A 16210-nucleotide genomic window follows, 5' to 3' on the forward strand; every position below is an offset into this window, starting at 1 on the left:
AGGAGCTCTCGTCATGCCATCATGCGCGCGACATCACAGAAAAAAACCCCCGGAATCCTTGGATTCCGGGGGTTTTCCCTTGTGCGCGGAGGGGGACTTGAACCCCCACCCCCTTTCGAGGACTAGCACCTCAAGCTAGCGCGTCTGCCATTCCGCCACCCGCGCAGGTGGTAATTCGGAGATCGTTTCCGCCTTTCAGCGTTTTGGATTTCTCCGAAGCAGCGAGAAAGACTCTAGCACGACTTTTCCGGAAACAAATAATCGAGGGTTGGAGGGGGCTTGTGGGTAGGCTGAAACCAGCAATCAGGCCGCCCCCACGAGGAGTGAAACATGACTGAAGGACGCCCCGAGGATGAAGTTGTCAGGATCTGCCAGGAACTGATCCGGATCGACACTTCGAACTACGGCGACGGAACAGGACCGGGGGAGCGTGCGGCCGCGGAATACACCGCGGGCCTCATCACCGAAGTGGGGCTGGACGCGGAGATTTTCGAATCGGCGCCCGGCCGCGCGAACGTTGTCACGCGGATTGCGGGCGAGGACCCCTCGGCCAGCGCCCTGGTGGTTCACGGGCACTTGGACGTTGTACCTGCACTGCGGGAACAGTGGTCAGTGGATCCCTTCGGAGCCGAGCTCAAGGACGGCCTGATCTGGGGCCGCGGAGCCGTGGACATGAAGGACATGGACGCCATGATCCTCTCCGTCATGCGGAACTTTGCCCGGACCGGGCGCAAGCCAAAGCGGGACCTGATCTTCGCGTTCTTCGCCGACGAGGAGGCGGGCGGTACCTACGGCGCCCGCTACGCCGTCGAGAAGCGTCCCGAACTCTTCGACGGCGCCACCGAGGCGATCTCTGAAGTCGGAGGCTTCTCCGCCACCATTGGCGGCCAACGCACGTACCTCCTGCAAACCGCGGAAAAGGGGCTCTCCTGGCTGCGGCTGGTGGCCCACGGCCGGGCGGGCCACGGTTCGCAGATCAACACCGATAACGCCGTGACACGCCTCGCCAGCGCCGTGTCCCGCATCGGCGAGTACAAGTGGCCGGTGGAGCTGACGCCGACCACCCGGCAGTTCCTCGACGGCGTGACGGAACTCACGGGCGTGGAATTCGATCCGGACGATCCGGAGAAGCTTCTCAAGGAGCTCGGAACCGTGGCGCGCTTCGTGGGCGCCACGCTGCAGAACACCACCAACCCGACGCTCCTCAAAGGCGGGTACAAGCACAACGTCATTCCCGAGTCGGCCGAGGCCCTGGTGGATTGCCGGACGCTTCCGGGCCAGGAACAGCAGGTGCTGGAGATCGTCAAGGAACTGGCCGGCAAAGGTGTAGAGGTGTCATACGTCCACAACGACGTGTCCCTTGAGGTGCCGTTTGCCGGCAACCTCGTGGACTCCATGATTGACGCCCTGCACGCCGAGGATCCCGGCGCCAAGGTCCTTCCCTATACGCTGTCCGGTGGTACTGACAACAAGTCCCTGAGCAGGCTGGGTATCACCGGGTACGGCTTTGCCCCGCTCCAGCTCCCGGACGAGCTCGATTTCACCGGCATGTTCCACGGCGTGGACGAACGGGTCCCCGCAGACTCACTCAAATTCGGCGCCAGGGTGCTGGACAGGCTGCTGACCACCTACTGAACCCCACCCTGTTCCCAAGCCACAGAAAGCTGACCTAAGCCAGGCCATGACACCGGACCAGATCCTCACCGAGCCCCTGCTGGAACGCATCCGGGGCCGTGCCGCACACTACGACCGGGAGAACGCGTTCTTCACCGAGGATCTGGAGGAACTCGCCGCAGCGGGATACCTCAAGATATTTGTGCCAGCTTCCGACGGCGGTCTGGGCCTTGGGCTTGCGGCGGCAGCGCAGCTGCAACGGAAGCTGGCGACGGCGGCTCCAGCCACCGCGCTGGCGGTCAACATGCATCTGGTGTGGACCGGCGTCGCCCATGTGCTGGCAGCCCGCGGCGATTCGTCTCTGGACTTTGTCCTCCAGGAGGCCGCGCAGGGGGAGATCTTCGCTTTCGGGAATTCGGAGGCAGGCAACGACTCGGTGCTGTTCGATTCACGGACTGTGGCCACCCCGCATGCCGACGGCAGCTACAGCTTCACCGGGCGGAAGATCTTCACCAGCCTCTCTCCGGCGTGGACCAGGCTCGGGATCTTCGGCAAGGACAATTGGGCCCGGGCAGGCGAAGGCGAACTCGTCCACGGATTCATCTCCAGGGACACCGCCGGCTACGAAATCCTTGACGACTGGGACACCTTGGGCATGAGGGCCAGCCAGTCGAACACCACGGTGCTAGACGGCGCTGTGGTGCCCGCGGACCGGATCTTCCGGAAACTTCCGGTGGGGCCGAACGCGGACCCGCTGATTTTCGCGATCTTCGCCTGCTTCGAGACCCTGCTGGCCGCGGTCTACACCGGCCTGGGAGAACGTGCACTGGAGCTGGGCGTCGACGCCGTCAAACGCCGGACGTCCTTCAAGAATGACGGGCGGAGCTACGCCCAGGATCCTGACATCCGCTGGAAGGTGGCGGAGGCCGCCATGGCGATGGACGCCCTATATCCCCGGCTGGCCGAACTCTCCCGCGACGTTGATGGCCTGGCGGATCACGGCGGCCAGTGGTTTCCCAAGCTCGTTGGCCTCAAGGTCCAGGCTACGGAAACTGCGCGCACGGTGGTGGACCTGGCAATCCGGGTCTCCGGAGGCTCCAGCTACTTCCGGGGGACTGAACTCGAACGGCTCTACCGCGACGTGCTCGCCGGGATGTTCCACCCCTCGGACGACGAGTCGGCGCACAACACCGTGGCCAATGCCTGGCTGGGGCCACTGGAGACGCCAGAGCAACGGCCGCGCTGAATTGCGCCGGCACTACTAATCGGGGCGCTGGACGCTACACCGTCCGCTGGACCTGAATGACTTTCCGGCGGAGCCAGAAGCGCCGTCCGCCGCCCAGATAGAGGACGCTGCGTTCCAGTTCCCATTTGCCGTACTCGGAGTGTTCAACCAGGCGCCGCCGGGCTTCCGGGAGCGAATCGTCAGGGCTGAGCGTCAGTACGAGGTACTCGTACTGCCTCGCGTAGTCCCGCTCCCGCTGGACTGAACTGCTCAGAAAATGTTCTTTCATTGCTCTCCATTTTCGTCCATTTCCGACTAACGTGAAGTCATGAGCATCGATCCGCGTGTCGCGCTTCAGTCCCTGACCACAGCCCTTGAAGAACACCTGATCGCAGCCTCCGCCCGGCGGGGTGAAGGAGACCCAACGGTCGAAGCGGCGTTCTTTGCCGTTGCTGATGCCTTCGAAGTCTATGACGATTCACTCTACGAGGCCTACGGCGAAGTGACTCCGCTGGAGGTTATCGACGATGTGGATGATGACGACGAGCAGGATGCCGAAGACGACGAGGACCTGGAAATCGTCCAGGACTGACTACGGACGCCGGCCCGCCCCAATGCTCACTAGTCGGACTGCCTACTCCGGCGCGGAAACGTCTTCCAGCGCCCGGGCGATTTCCGCAGGAACGTGAGTCAGCTGCGCGTCCAGGATCTCCTTGAGCTGCACGGGGGACCTGGCCCCCACGATTGCGGTGGCCACGCCGTGCTGCGACAGCAGCCAGCTCAGGGCAACATCGACCGGTGACCGGCCGAGTCCCCGCGCGGCCATCGCCACGGCCTCCACAATCCTGGACGCAGGCTGCCCCAGATACGGCTCCACGTAGCTGGCCAGCCTCTTCTGCGACGCCCGCGAATCCGCAGGAATGTGCCCGCGGTACTTGCCGCTCAGCACTCCGCGGCCCAGGGGTGCCCAGGCAAACAAGCCCAGGCCGGCGTCCTCGATGGCCGGAATGAGCTCGGATTCAGGCTTCCGTTGGAGCAACGAGTACTCCGACTGGCTTGCCACCAGCGGGAAGCCGGCCACCGCCGCGGCCTTGGCCGTCTGCCACCCTGTGAAGTTCGACACACCGGCATACCGGGCTCGGCCTGAGCGCACGGCAAATTCCAGGGCCGACAGCGTCTCCTCGAGGGGGACGTTTGCATCCCACGCCTGCGCAAACCAGATGTCGACATAGTCGGTGCCGAGCCGGGCGAGGCTGGCATCAAGCCCGGACAACATCCCGTTACGGGAGGTATCGACGCTCCGCCGGCCGTCCGACGTCGAAATTCCCGCCTTGGTGGAAATCACCACCTCCGACCGGGAGACGACGTCGCCAAGCATGGACCCCAGGAGGGCCTCCGCCTGGCCGTCGGCGTAGGAGGCGGCAGTGTCGATCAGGGTTCCGCCGGCGTCAACGAACGAACGCAGCAGTTCGGAGGCGTCCTGCTCATCCGTCTCCCGTGCCCACGACATGGTTCCAAGGGAGAGTGAGGACACGCGCAACCCACTGTTGCCGACATAACGCTGCTGCATAGCAGTTAGCTTACGGGGATTCACCCGGGTCCATGACGTAGGGTCTATAAACGTGAACTGGTTTGAAGCGGCCCTGCTGGGTCTTGTCCAAGGGCTGACCGAATTCCTCCCGATTTCCTCAAGCGCCCACCTGCGCATCGTCGGTTCGTTCCTTCCCAATGCGGCGGACCCGGGAGCGGCGTTTACGGCCATCACGCAGCTCGGAACCGAGACTGCGGTGATCATCTACTTCTGGCGCGACATCGTCCGGATCGTCAAGGCCTGGTTCGGCACCCTGACGCGGCGCGTGCCGTCCGACGACCCGGATGCCCGCATGGGCTGGCTGGTCATCCTGGGCAGCCTTCCCATCATCGTCCTCGGCCTGATCTTCCAGGACCAGATTGAGTCCGTCCTCCGCAGCCTCTGGATCGTGGCCACTATGCTCATCGTCTTCGGCCTGATCCTCGCCGTGGCGGATGCTGTAGGCCGCCAGGAGCGCGACCTGACGAACCTGACGTACAAGCACGGCATCCTCTACGGGTTCGCGCAGGCGATGGCGCTTATCCCCGGCGTGTCGCGCTCCGGCGGAACCATTACGGCCGGCCTGCTGATGGGATACACCCGCGAAGCGGCGGCCCGGTATTCGTTCCTCCTCGCCATTCCGGCAGTGTTCGGTAGCGGCCTCTACCAGCTGTACAAGGTCGTATCCAAGGAAGGGATCACGGGCCCCTTCGGCCTGCCGGAAACAGCCTTGGCCACCGTGATAGCCCTCGTTGTTGGCTACGTGATCATCGGCTGGTTCCTGAAGTTCGTCTCCACCCGCAGCTACCGGCTCTTCGTCTGGTACCGCATCTTCCTGGGGCTGGCGCTGTACTTACTGCTCGGTTTCAATGTCATCAGCGCCTAGCACTAGGCTTGGTCTGTGAAATCCTGGATCTCCCGCCCTGTCCCTCAGCTACCGGGCCGAATGCCCGCTGTTCGGATTTTCGACACCGCCGAGGGGGCCTACAGCACCCTGGCGGCGACCGGTGAGCAATCACTTTATGTCTGCGGAATCACCCCGTATGACGCCACCCACATGGGGCACGCGTCCAGCTATGTCGCCTTCGACCTGCTGAACCGTGCGTGGCGGGACGGCGGCCAGCGCGTCGCCTATGTCCAGAACGTGACCGACGTCGACGACCCCCTGCTCGAGCGGGCAACGGCCACGGGCGTGGACTGGCGCGACCTTGCCGCGAGCCAGATCGACCTCTTCCAGACCGACATGGCGGCCCTGAACGTTTTGGCGCCGGACCACTACGTGGGGGCGGTCGAAGCCATCCCGGAAATCGTTCCCGCGATCGAGCGCCTCCTGCACCTGGGCCTGGCCTACCGCGTCGCCGGCACTGCCGGTGAGCCGGACGGCGACGTCTATTACGACGTCGAGGCCGCCAGCAAGCAGTCAGCAGACGCCGGGGCCTGGACACTGGGATCGGTGTCCGGGCTCTCCGAAACCGAGATGCTTGAACTCTTCGCCGAACGTGGCGGCGACCCCGGCCGCGGAGGCAAGCGGCAGGCCCTTGACCCGCTGCTTTGGCGGGTGGCCCGTGCCGGGGAACCCAGCTGGCCCGGCGGCGAACTGGGGGAGGGCCGGCCCGGCTGGCACATTGAGTGCACGGTCATCGCGCAGAAATACCTTCCTGCACCGTTCACCGTGCAGGGTGGCGGATCAGACCTGATCTTCCCGCACCACGAGATGGGCGCAGGCCACGCCTATTCGCTGGCCGGGGTTCCCTTGGCACAGCACTTCGCCCACGCCGGAATGGTGGGACTCGACGGCGAAAAGATGAGCAAGTCCAAGGGAAACCTGGTGCTGGTATCCAAACTCCGGGCTGCCGGCGAGGAACCCGCGGCCATCCGCCTCGCAATCCTCGCCCACCACTACCGCGCTGACTGGTCGTGGACGGACGCCGGCTTCGCCGAAGCAAAGGCCAGGCTGGAGGAGTGGCGCAACGCCCTGACAATGGCCCCGCAAGGATCAGCCGCGGCCCTTATCGCCGAAATGCGGGCCCAGCTCGCGGACGACCTCAATGCCCCCGGCGCACTCTCGGCCGTGGACCGCTGGGCCGCCGACGCGCGGAAGCGGTCGGTTGCCGGCTCGCCGATGGACCAGGCGCTGGTCAGTGACGCCGTTAACGCACTGCTCGGCGTCGAACTCTAGACCTCGCCAGGCCCTACTGTTTGTCCTTGCCGCGGCGCTTGAGGTACCGCTCGAATTCGCGGGCAATCGACTCCCCGCTTGCTTCGGGAAGGTCCGCGGTGTCCTTGGCCTCTTCCAGTTGCCGCACGTAAGCAGCAATCTCCGGGTCTTCCGTGGCGAGCTCATCCACCCCGCGCTCCCAGGCATCCGCCTCTTCCGCAAGTTCGTGCGTATCGAGCGGCACCTGGAGCAATTCCTCAATCCGGTGAAGGAGGGCGAGCTGCGCCTTGGGCGAGGGGGCCTGGGCGACGTAGTGCGGTACCGCCGCCCAGAGGGACACGGTCGGCAGCCCCGCAAGCAGCGCCACTTCCGAGAGCACGCCGACAATACCCACCGGTCCCTCGTACTGCGACGCCTCCAGGTTCATCCGTTCCCGCAGCGCGCTGTCGTCCGTGGACGTGCTTACCGGGATCGGACGGCTGTGGGGCACGTCGGCGAGCAGGGCGCCCACCAGAATGACGTAGTCCACGTGCAGCGCCTCGGCATGGACCAGCAGCTCAGCCGTGTAGGCCCGCCACTTGTAGGACGGCTCCGTGCCCTGGACAAAGATCACATCGACATTCGCGTCCGGGGCACTGGCCTTGTAGATCCGCGTGGACGGCCATTTGATTTTGCGTTCCCCGGATGAGGTACGGCGGATGGTGGGCCTAGTGAACTGGAAGTCGTAATATTCGTCGGCGTCAATCGAGGCCACCTTCTTGCCGCCCCACAGTTTGTTCAGGTAGCGCAGGGCGTCGCTCGCTGCTTCACCGGCATCGTTCCACCCCTCGAAGGCGGCGAGCATTACAGTGATGCGCTGGCCTTCTGGCACGGGCTGCAGCAGCCGTTCCGGCTCGGGCGTGGCACCCGGTTCGCTGGTGTCTCCGTCGAAGCTATTCATTTCTTCACCCTACGTCCAAGACCCCGCCGGGTGCATGGAATGAAGCGCCACAAATCTTCGGCGGGCCGCATCCGTACCGCGCCACACCGCAGTGTCCCGCAGGATATTCGCCAAGGGCGTACTGCCGGCTTGCTCCGGATGTCAGCACCGTAGACTTGGAGCCATGCGATCCTCAGCCTCCCAGCCCCTTCTCAAAGCCGCTTTATGGGACATGGATGGCACCATCGTCGACACCGAACCGTACTGGATCGAAGCGGAGCATGCACTCGTCGCAGCCCATGGCGGGCAGTGGTCCCATGCCCAGGCCATGCAGCTGGTGGGACAGTCCCTGGTTTTCTCCGCCGGCGTTCTCCAGAAGGCCGGAGTCAAGCTTGAGGCCCGGGAGATCATCGACTCACTGACAGCCCAGGTCGTCAGCAAAGTCCGCAAGTCCGTTCCGTGGCGGCCGGGAGCCCGTGAATTGCTGGACCAGCTCCACGAGGAAGGTGTCCGGTGCGCCCTGGTGACGATGTCCGAAGGGCCCCTGGCGCGCGAGGTGGTCGCGGCGCTGCCGAAGCCTTACTTCGAATTCCTGGTCACCGGGGACACCGTCACCCACGGCAAGCCCCACCCCGAGGCTTACCTGAAAGCAGTTGAACTTCTGCAACAGGAAGACCCCGCGCTCACCATCCACGACTGTGTGGCGCTGGAAGACTCAGCACCGGGAGTTGCCGCTGCCATGGCCTCGGGAGTAGTCACCGTGGCGATCCCGCACATCGTTCCGCTGCCCGCCGACCCCGCCCGGGCCACCTGGCATTCCTTGGAAGGACGCACCGTAAGCGACCTGCAGCAGCTGGTGGCCCGCCGGGGCGACTTCCCGGCCGGGGACATCGGCCTCGAGGATGCAGCAGTCCGGAGCCACGGCCTTGACTGAACCTACGCGCGGCGGGGACCCGAAGGCACCCAACGGCCGCAGGGAAGGCATATCACTGGGGCGCATCGCAGGGATCCGGGTGGTCCTGGCTTATTCGTGGTTCATCATCGCCGCGTTCACGGTGATTGTTTACGGACCTGTGCTCGAAGGGCAATACCCGGACATGGGCATCGCAGCCTACTACGTGGCGTTCGCCTATGCACTGCTCCTGCTCATCTCAGTCCTGGTCCATGAGCTCGCGCACGCCCTGACGGCCAAGATCTTCCACTGGCCCACGGAGAAGATCGTACTCAACCTCTGGGGCGGCCACACCCAGTTCGAGGGTTTTACCGCCACGCCCGGACGCTCGGTGCTGGTGGCCATGGCCGGGCCTGCTGCGAACTTGGCCCTGGCCGGCGCCGGCTGGCTGTTCATCCTCGCCGCGGACCCCTCCGGTGTGGCGGGCATCCTGTCCAACATCTTTGTCTGGGCGAACATGCTCATCGGCATCTTCAACGTCCTCCCCGGCCTTCCCCTCGACGGCGGCCGCTTGGTAGAGTCCGCCGTCTGGAAAGCCACGGGAAGCCAGGAAAAGGGCACCGTGGCCGCAGGCTGGGCAGGCCGGATCATCGTCATTGGCCTCGCCGTCTGGTTCGTCCTGCTTCCGCTGGCGCGCGGTGACCGCCCCGACGTGTCGCTGATGCTCATCACGGTACTCGTGGGCAGCTTCCTCTGGATGGGGGCCTCGGCTTCCATCCAGCACGGACGGCTCCGCAGCCGGCTGCATCTCGTCAACGCCGCCGCCCTCGCCGAACCGGCCATCGGAATCCCGGAATCCTCCACGGTGGCCGACATCCTTCGGCTGTCCCCCCAGGGAACTCCGGTCATTGTCCTGTGCGGACCGGACGGACGGCCCGCGGGAATCGTCTCCGATGTCGCCGTCGCCTCCGTTCCTGCGGGGTCGGCAGCAGTGACGCCGGCAACCGCGGTCTCGCACGCCCTCGGAGCAGGCGCCTACGTGCCCGAGTGGTCCCAGGGCCAGGAACTGGTGCAGTTCCTCGCCCAGCTCGAAGGACAGGAGTACGCAGTGGTCGATCACCACGGCAGGGTGACCGGCCTGCTCCGCCAATCCGCCGTAGTGACTGCCATTACAGGCAAGGAAATGCGCCGCGGCGGGCGCGCCAAGGCGCAGAACCGGTAGAGTTACCTGCCGGTCGTGAAATACCGGCGCCCCGGGCCCGGCGACTGGTGCCAGGCCATCCTGATGCACGGCCACACAGGTTTACAAAAGCGAGGAATATCCCATGAGCAGCGAAACTGCCGCCAACAACATCACGCCGGTCGACACCGCAGACGCCGCCGGCACCACCGGGGCAACGCCGGTGGGCGCTGCCCGGCGTCGCGGACCGTTCCGCGAGGGCGAACGTGTGCAGCTGACTGACGAGCGCGGCCGGATGAACACCATCACCCTGGAGGCCGGGGGAGCATTCCACACCCACCGGGGCTTCCTCAACCACGATGAAATCATCGGCAAGGTGGACGGTTCAGTGGTCACCAACAACGTGGGCCAGCAGTACCAGACCCTGCGCCCGCTGCTCTCGGACTTCGTGCTGTCCATGCCCCGCGGAGCTGCTGTGGTGTACCCCAAGGACGCCGGCCAGATCGTCACCATGGCGGACATCTTCCCCGGCGCCCGCGTGGTGGAGGCCGGCGTAGGTTCAGGCGCGTTGTCGATTTCGCTGCTGCGCGCCGTCGGAGACAACGGCTACCTGCATTCCTTCGAACGCCGCGAGGAATTCGCGGACATCGCCCGCGGCAACGTGGAAACGATCTTCGGCGGCCCGCACCCCGCCTGGAAGATTTCCCTCGGCGACTTCCAGGAGGAAGTGGTCCGCAGCGAAGCTCCCGGTTCAGTGGACCGCGTGGTGCTGGACATGCTGGCACCGTGGGAATGCCTCGACGCGGTTGCCACGGTCCTTGCCCCCGGCGGTGTCTGGATCAACTACGTGGCAACCGTGACACAGCTGTCCAGGACGGCGGAGGCCATCCGTGCCGACGGCCGCTTCACCGAGCCCGATGCCTGGGAATCCATGGTCCGCGGCTGGCACCTGGAAGGCCTGGCTGTGCGGCCGGACCACCGCATGGTCGCCCACACCGGCTTCCTGCTGGTCACGCGCAGGCTCGCTGACGGCGTCACCGGCATCTCGGTGAAGCGGCGGCCGTCCAAGACCGACTTCAACGAAGAGGACGTCAATGCCTGGACTCCGGGCGCAGTGGGGGAGCGGCTCGTCTCGGACAAGAAACTCCGCCGCGCTGCCCGCGATGCAATTGCCGGAACCAATGTGAAGGACGATCCGGAGGTCACGAACTAGTCCGTATTTCGGATGTCTCCAGCAGTACCCGGCTTCTTGGGGCTATGGTCTTAATAGAAGCGCAGGAAGGGGCTGATGCATGATGGAAACTCCGAACAACGACTCCTCATGGACACCGGACGAAGCCGCAGGGGCTGTGGAACCTGAGAATGCCCGCTATGTGGCAAACGAACTCTCAGTTGCAGACCGGCAGGTGAACATCCTCCGGGACAAACTGCGGCACATAGACCGCCAGCTTGCTGCCGCGACGCAGAACAATTCAAAACTGGTGGGCATGCTGGAAACCGCGAAGGCGGAAATCCTGCGTCTTAAGAACGCCCTGGACCAGGAGGGCCAGCCGCCCTACAGCTTTGGCACCATTCTGCAGCTGAACCCCAAACGGCAGCCCACTGCCGGCAACAGCGGGCAGGCCGCCACGGAAGAGTCGGTGGATATCTTCAACGCCGGCCGCAAAATGCGCGTCGGCGTGAGCCCTCTGGTGAACATGAACCAGCTGGCCGTGGGGCAGGAAGTCCTCCTCAACGAAGCCCTGCTGGTGGTAGCCGGACTCGGCTACGAACGCGCCGGAGAACTGGTCACGCTCAAGGAAATGCTGGGCACAGACCGTGCCCTCGTGGTGGGTCGCGCTGACGAGGAACGCGTCATCCGCCTGTCGGGGGCATTGATGTCGGAGAAGCTCCGCGTCGGCGACGCCCTCTCCATCGATTCCCGGACAGGGTATGCCCTTGAGAAGGTTCCGCGCTCCGAGGTGGAGAACCTGGTGCTCGAAGAAGTCCCGGACATTACGTACGAGGACATCGGCGGCCTAGGCCCGCAGATTGAGCAGATCCGGGATGCCGTTGAGCTGCCGTTCCTGCACCCGGACCTCTACCGCGAACACGGACTGAAGGCTCCCAAGGGAATCCTCCTCTACGGTCCGCCCGGATGCGGCAAGACGCTCATCGCCAAGGCGGTGGCCAATTCGCTGGCCGCACGGGCAGCCGAGCGGACCGGCAACGTGGACCTGAAGAGCTACTTCCTCAACATCAAGGGCCCGGAACTGCTGGACAAGTACGTGGGCGAAACGGAGCGGCACATCCGCCTGATCTTCTCTCGGGCACGGGAGAAGGCATCGGACGGCAGCCCCGTCGTCGTCTTCTTTGACGAGATGGATTCGCTGTTCCGCACCCGCGGCACCGGCATTTCCTCCGACGTCGAAACCACCATCGTGCCCCAGCTCCTGAGCGAGATCGACGGCGTTGAACGCCTGGACAACGTGATTGTCATCGGCGCGTCCAACCGAGAGGACATGATCGACCCGGCCATCCTGCGCCCCGGCCGGCTGGACGTCAAGGTCAAGATCCAGCGTCCGGATGCGGAAGCCGCCGCCGACATCTTCTACAAGTACATCACCACGGACCTCCCGTTCCACGAGTCCGATCTCGCCGAACACGGCGGCGACGTACAGGAAACCGTAGATGCCATGATCCAGCGCACCGTTGAAGCGATGTACTCCACCGAGAAGTCCAACGAGTACCTCGAGGTGACCTACGCCAACGGGGATACCGAGATGCTCTACTTCAAGGACTTCAACTCCGGCGCCGTTGTGCAGAACGTGGTGGACCGTGCCAAGAAGTACGCCATCAAGGACCTTCTGACCACGCAGCAAAAGGGCCTCCGCATCGACCACCTGCTGCGCGCCGTCGTCGACGAATTCCGTGAACATGAGGACATGCCCAACACCACCAATCCGGATGACTGGGCACGCATCTCAGGCAAGAAGGGTGAGCGCATCACCTACATCCGCACCATCGTCCAGGGCAAGGCAGGACAGGAGCCCGGTAAATCCATCGAGACAATGCCCAACACGGGCCAGTACCTGTGACGCCTCGCCGCGACGGGCTACCAGGGGGGCCGCTGCCGGTAGGCGGCGCCATGCGGGTGATGGGATCGGAGACGGAATACGGCATCCATGCCCCATCGGCCCCGGGCGCCAATGCCACGATGATGTCCGCCCGCGTGATCCAGGCTTACGCCCAGCTGACCCGGCAGCGCGCCGCCGGCGGCGCCGAAACCCGGTGGGACTACACCGATGAGGAGCCGCTGCACGATGCCCGCGGCTGGACGCTGGAGCGGAACCAGGCGGATCCCAGCCAGCTGACGGACCAGCCACCGGTCCTTGACGCCGAAGCGGTGGCGCTGGCCTACGGACGGCAAGAACTGGAGCAGGACGGCGAGGACGAAACCGGCTCGCTCCTGATGAACATGGTGCTGGGCAACGGCGCGCGCTTGTACGTCGACCACGCGCATCCTGAGTATTCCAGCCCTGAGGTCACGAGTCCCACGGATGCGGTCACCTGGGACGCCGCCGGGGACGTCGTTGCACTGTCCGCGGTGCGCAGAATGGCGACCGATCCGCAGCTGCCGCCGGTGAACCTCTACAAGAACAACACCGACAACAAATCGGTGTCCTACGGCTCGCACGAGAACTACCTCATGCCGCGAGTGGTCCCTTTTGGCGACATCGTCCGCGGGCTGACGCCGTTCTTTATCACGCGCCAGGTCATGTGCGGCGCCGGCCGCGTGGGCCTTGGCCAGGACAGCTCCCGGCCGGGGTACCAGATCAGCCAGCGGGCCGACTTCTTCGAGGCGGAGGTGGGCCTGGAGACCACCATCCGCCGGCCCATCATCAACACGCGGGACGAGCCGCACGCCACGGCGGACAAGTACCGCCGGTTGCATGTGATCATCGGTGATGCGAACCTCAGCCAGGTGGCCAATTACCTGAAGTTCGGCACCACGGCAATGGTGCTCAGCCTGATAGAGGCCGGGCTGGCACCACGCATCGAGGTCCACGAGCCGGTAGCTGCCCTCCAGACCGTCAGCCACGACACCTCGCTGACGGCCACCCTCCGGCTCCTGGATGGACGACGGGTCACGGCCCTGGACCTGCAGTGGATCTATTACGAAGCCGCCGCCAAGCTCGCCCAGGACACCGGAGTGGGCGATGCCGTGGACGGAGACGGCCATACCCACGCCCTCCTGGAACGCTGGGCGGCAACACTGACCGATCTCGACAGCAACCGAACCGCCGCTGGCTCGTCCGTGGAGTGGCTGGCCAAGCTTTCCCTGCTGGACGGATACCGGCAGCGGGACGGACTGGAGTGGAACGACGCCCGGCTGGGGCTTGTGGACCTGCAGTGGGCCGACGTCCGGCCGGAAAAGGGGCTGTACCACCGGATGCTCGCCCGGGGCCGCATGGACAGGATCGTCGACGACGAAACGATCGCCCGTGCGGTCACGGAACCGCCGTCGGACACGCGCGCCTATTTCCGGGGGCGCTGCGTCAGCAACTTCAGCAAAGACGTTGTCGGCGCCAGCTGGGACTCGGTAATCTTCGATGTCCCCGGCCACGGACGCCTCCAGCGAGTGCCTACCCGCGAGCCGTTGAGGGGCACGGAAGCCCTCACCGGAGGCCTGTTCGCGAGGCACAGGGACGCCGGATCGTTCCTGGCCGAATTGCTGGGACAAACTCCGCCTCCGCCACCGGCATAAAGCACCCCACCACGGCTTAAGGCGTGGCAATATGGGCTTACAGGATGTCCCCTCTCATCGGGGACGGAAAGAAGGAGAAGGAAATGGCAGGCCAGGAGCAGCAGCAGCCGCAGTCACGCGATGACGAATTCGAAGACGACGCCCCCGCCACGCCGCCCGCATCCGGGGACGCCCAGGCATCGGCAGCCACCCAGGGTGTGGACGATCTTCTTGACGAAATCGACGGCGTACTCGAATCCAACGCCGAAGAATTCGTCCGGGCCTTCGTCCAAAAAGGCGGCCAATAGGGCCCAGGCTGCCACCGCCTGAACCGAAGGGACGGCAGCCCGGACGGCCGAAGAGACGTTGACCCACCACGTTGAAGGAGTGCATCAGTGCAGGACACCACAGCCAACCAGGTAGCTGCCAACGCGACGTCATCATTCACTGAACACCTCCAACGCAACAGGCCCGGCTTACTTCCCTTCAACCAGCCGCTGCCTGCAGCTTCCGCCGGTTCACAGCCGCTGCAGGTGCCGCACGCCACCACCATCGTCTCGCTGACGTACGGCGGCGGTGTCCTCATGGCCGGCGACCGGCGCGCCACAATGGGGAACGTCATCGCGAGCAGGCACATTGAAAAGGTCTTCCCGGCCGACCGGTACTCGGTGCTGGGAATTGCGGGCACCGCAGGCATCGCGATCGACCTGACGCGGTTGTTCCAGGTGGAACTGGAACACTACGAAAAGATCGAAGGAACGCTGCTGAGCCTCGAGGGCAAGGCCAACCGGCTCGGCGCAATGATCCGCGGAAACCTGCCGATGGCCATGCAGGGCCTGGCCGTGGTGCCGCTCTTCGCCGGCTTCGACCTGCCGGCGGGCATCGGCCGCCTGTTTTCCTACGACGTCACCGGCGGACGATATGAGGAGCAGGAACACCATGCCGTGGGTTCCGGTTCCATGTTTGCCCGGGGAGCCCTGAAGAAACTCTGGCGGCCGGGACTTACCGAGGACGAAGCGGTCGCTGTCGCCGTGGAAGCCCTCTACGACGCCGCGGATGACGACTCGGCAACTGGCGGGCCGGACCCCGTCCGGCAATTGTGGCCGGTTGTCTACACCGTGGGCCGGACAGGCGCCAGGCGCATCCCCGAGCATGATCTGGCTGCCGTAGCGGGCGCCATCATCGAGGCCAGAACTGCCGCACGGCGGGAGGCCTGATATGACTCAACAGTTTTATGTTTCGCCCGAACAACTGATGAAGGACCGTGCGGATTTCGCACGGAAGGGAATTGCCCGGGGCCGCTCCGTCGTGGTGATCAGCTGTGAAGAGGGGATTGCCCTCGTCGCGGAGAATCCGTCGCCGTCGCTGCACAAAATCGGCGAGATCTACGACAAAATCGCTTTCGCCGCCGTCGGCAAGTACAACGAGTTCGAGAGCCTGCGCCAGGCGGGTGTCCGGTACGCGGATGTCCGCGGCTACTCCTATGACCGGGAAGACGTCACCGCCAGGGGACTGGCCAGCGTCTATGCGCAAAGCCTCGGCGCCGTGTTTACGGCCGAACAGAAGCCGTTCGAAGTTGAGCTTGCTGTTGCGGAAGTCGGGGGCAGTGCGGCGGACGACCACCTGTACCGGCTGACGTTCGACGGGTCAATCGCTGACGAAAAGCGCTTTATCGTGATGGGCGGCCAGGCCGACAAAGTCGCCGAGACCGTCGAGGGCGGATGGCAGCGGGAACTGAACTTCGCCGGTGCCATCAGGCTCGCTATGAAGGGGCTCGTCACGGACAAGGAGGCCGGCGAATTGCCGGCGTCAGCATTGGAAGTGGCGGTACTGGACCGCGCCTCAGAGAGCACCCGGGGATCCCGGCGGGCTTTCCGGCGCCTCGGCGACGACGAAATCGCCGCCCTGTTGTCTGAGGAGAACTGA

16 protein-coding genes and 1 tRNA gene are annotated in these 16210 nt (G+C 64.9%); 13 read left to right on the plus strand and 4 right to left on the minus strand.

The window, feature by feature from the left end:
• Positions 1-82: 82 nt before the first annotated feature.
• Positions 83-165, minus strand: a tRNA-Leu gene (locus tag ACSQ1X_RS10910).
• 165 nt (positions 166-330) lie between these two features.
• Here ACSQ1X_RS10910 and ACSQ1X_RS10915 point away from each other — a divergent pair.
• Together ACSQ1X_RS10915 and ACSQ1X_RS10920 are read left to right on the plus strand one after the other, a co-directional pair.
• A complete protein-coding gene (locus ACSQ1X_RS10915; protein WP_436057690.1) occupies positions 331-1635 on the plus strand; it encodes a M20/M25/M40 family metallo-hydrolase in 1305 nt (434 codons plus the stop codon).
• 46 nt (positions 1636-1681) lie between these two features.
• Positions 1682-2860 (plus strand): acyl-CoA dehydrogenase family protein, encoded by a 1179-nt coding sequence (locus tag ACSQ1X_RS10920; protein ID WP_436057691.1) that lies wholly within the window; start codon positions 1682-1684, stop codon positions 2858-2860.
• 34 nt (positions 2861-2894) lie between these two features.
• Here the strand turns inward: ACSQ1X_RS10920 and ACSQ1X_RS10925 are convergent, their stop codons facing one another.
• Positions 2895-3128: a DUF5703 family protein gene (locus tag ACSQ1X_RS10925; protein WP_436057692.1), complete on the minus strand. Its 234-nt coding sequence runs from the start codon at positions 3126-3128 to the stop codon at positions 2895-2897.
• A 39-nt stretch (positions 3129-3167) separates the two neighbouring features.
• Between ACSQ1X_RS10925 and ACSQ1X_RS10930 the strand changes: the two genes are divergently transcribed.
• On the plus strand, positions 3168-3431 hold the full coding sequence (locus ACSQ1X_RS10930) for a hypothetical protein (RefSeq protein WP_055805727.1): 264 nt from the start codon (positions 3168-3170) through the stop codon (positions 3429-3431).
• A gap of 42 nt (positions 3432-3473) precedes the next feature.
• On the opposite strand, the gene ACSQ1X_RS10935 is transcribed toward ACSQ1X_RS10930, so the two are convergent.
• Entirely contained in the window at positions 3474-4409 is a 936-nt protein-coding gene (locus ACSQ1X_RS10935; RefSeq protein WP_436057693.1) for an aldo/keto reductase, read from the minus strand.
• A gap of 52 nt (positions 4410-4461) precedes the next feature.
• Here ACSQ1X_RS10935 and ACSQ1X_RS10940 point away from each other — a divergent pair, with 52 nt between their 5' ends.
• Both ACSQ1X_RS10940 and mshC read left to right on the plus strand, forming a co-directional pair.
• Complete coding sequence (locus ACSQ1X_RS10940) at positions 4462-5295, plus strand: undecaprenyl-diphosphate phosphatase (RefSeq protein ID WP_436057694.1); 834 nt, start codon at positions 4462-4464, stop codon at positions 5293-5295.
• Between the two features lie 15 nt (positions 5296-5310).
• Positions 5311-6588 (plus strand): cysteine--1-D-myo-inosityl 2-amino-2-deoxy-alpha-D-glucopyranoside ligase, encoded by a 1278-nt coding sequence (gene mshC / locus ACSQ1X_RS10945; RefSeq protein ID WP_436057695.1) that lies wholly within the window; start codon positions 5311-5313, stop codon positions 6586-6588.
• Positions 6589-6601: 13 nt separating this feature from the next.
• On the opposite strand, the gene ACSQ1X_RS10950 is transcribed toward mshC, so the two are convergent.
• Positions 6602-7507, minus strand: a complete 906-nt coding sequence (locus ACSQ1X_RS10950) for a PAC2 family protein (RefSeq protein ID WP_028269220.1) — start codon at positions 7505-7507, stop codon at positions 6602-6604.
• Positions 7508-7670: 163 nt separating this feature from the next.
• On the opposite strand from ACSQ1X_RS10950, the gene ACSQ1X_RS10955 reads away from it, so the two are divergent.
• The 8 genes from ACSQ1X_RS10955 to prcA all read left to right on the plus strand — a co-directional run bounded on the left by ACSQ1X_RS10955 (position 7671) and on the right by prcA (position 16210).
• Complete coding sequence (locus tag ACSQ1X_RS10955) at positions 7671-8420, plus strand: HAD family hydrolase (protein WP_055805717.1); 750 nt, start codon at positions 7671-7673, stop codon at positions 8418-8420.
• Positions 8389-9600, plus strand: coding sequence for a site-2 protease family protein (locus tag ACSQ1X_RS10960; RefSeq protein WP_436057696.1), 1212 nt, complete (start codon positions 8389-8391; stop codon positions 9598-9600). The genes ACSQ1X_RS10955 and ACSQ1X_RS10960 overlap by 32 nt, the downstream gene beginning before the upstream one ends.
• 103 nt (positions 9601-9703) lie before the next feature.
• Positions 9704-10771, plus strand: a complete 1068-nt coding sequence (locus ACSQ1X_RS10965) for a tRNA (adenine-N1)-methyltransferase (RefSeq protein WP_055805714.1) — start codon at positions 9704-9706, stop codon at positions 10769-10771.
• 82 nt (positions 10772-10853) lie between these two features.
• Positions 10854-12635 (plus strand): proteasome ATPase, encoded by a 1782-nt coding sequence (arc, locus tag ACSQ1X_RS10970; protein ID WP_028269216.1) that lies wholly within the window; start codon positions 10854-10856, stop codon positions 12633-12635.
• A 50-nt stretch (positions 12636-12685) separates the two neighbouring features.
• Complete coding sequence (gene dop, locus ACSQ1X_RS10975) at positions 12686-14305, plus strand: depupylase/deamidase Dop (protein ID WP_436057697.1); 1620 nt, start codon at positions 12686-12688, stop codon at positions 14303-14305.
• An 83-nt stretch (positions 14306-14388) separates the two neighbouring features.
• The gene (locus ACSQ1X_RS10980) at positions 14389-14592 is read left to right on the plus strand and encodes a ubiquitin-like protein Pup (protein ID WP_028269214.1); all 204 of its coding nucleotides are present in this window, start codon (positions 14389-14391) and stop codon (positions 14590-14592) included.
• An 87-nt stretch (positions 14593-14679) separates the two neighbouring features.
• A complete protein-coding gene (gene prcB / locus ACSQ1X_RS10985) occupies positions 14680-15501 on the plus strand; it encodes a proteasome subunit beta (protein WP_055805709.1) in 822 nt (273 codons plus the stop codon).
• 1 nt (position 15502) lies between these two features.
• Positions 15503-16210 (plus strand): proteasome subunit alpha, encoded by a 708-nt coding sequence (gene prcA / locus ACSQ1X_RS10990; protein WP_055805706.1) that lies wholly within the window; start codon positions 15503-15505, stop codon positions 16208-16210.

The sequence above is a fragment of the Arthrobacter sp. LjRoot78 genome (genome assembly GCF_964254335.1).
Lineage (GTDB): Bacteria > Actinomycetota > Actinomycetes > Actinomycetales > Micrococcaceae > Arthrobacter.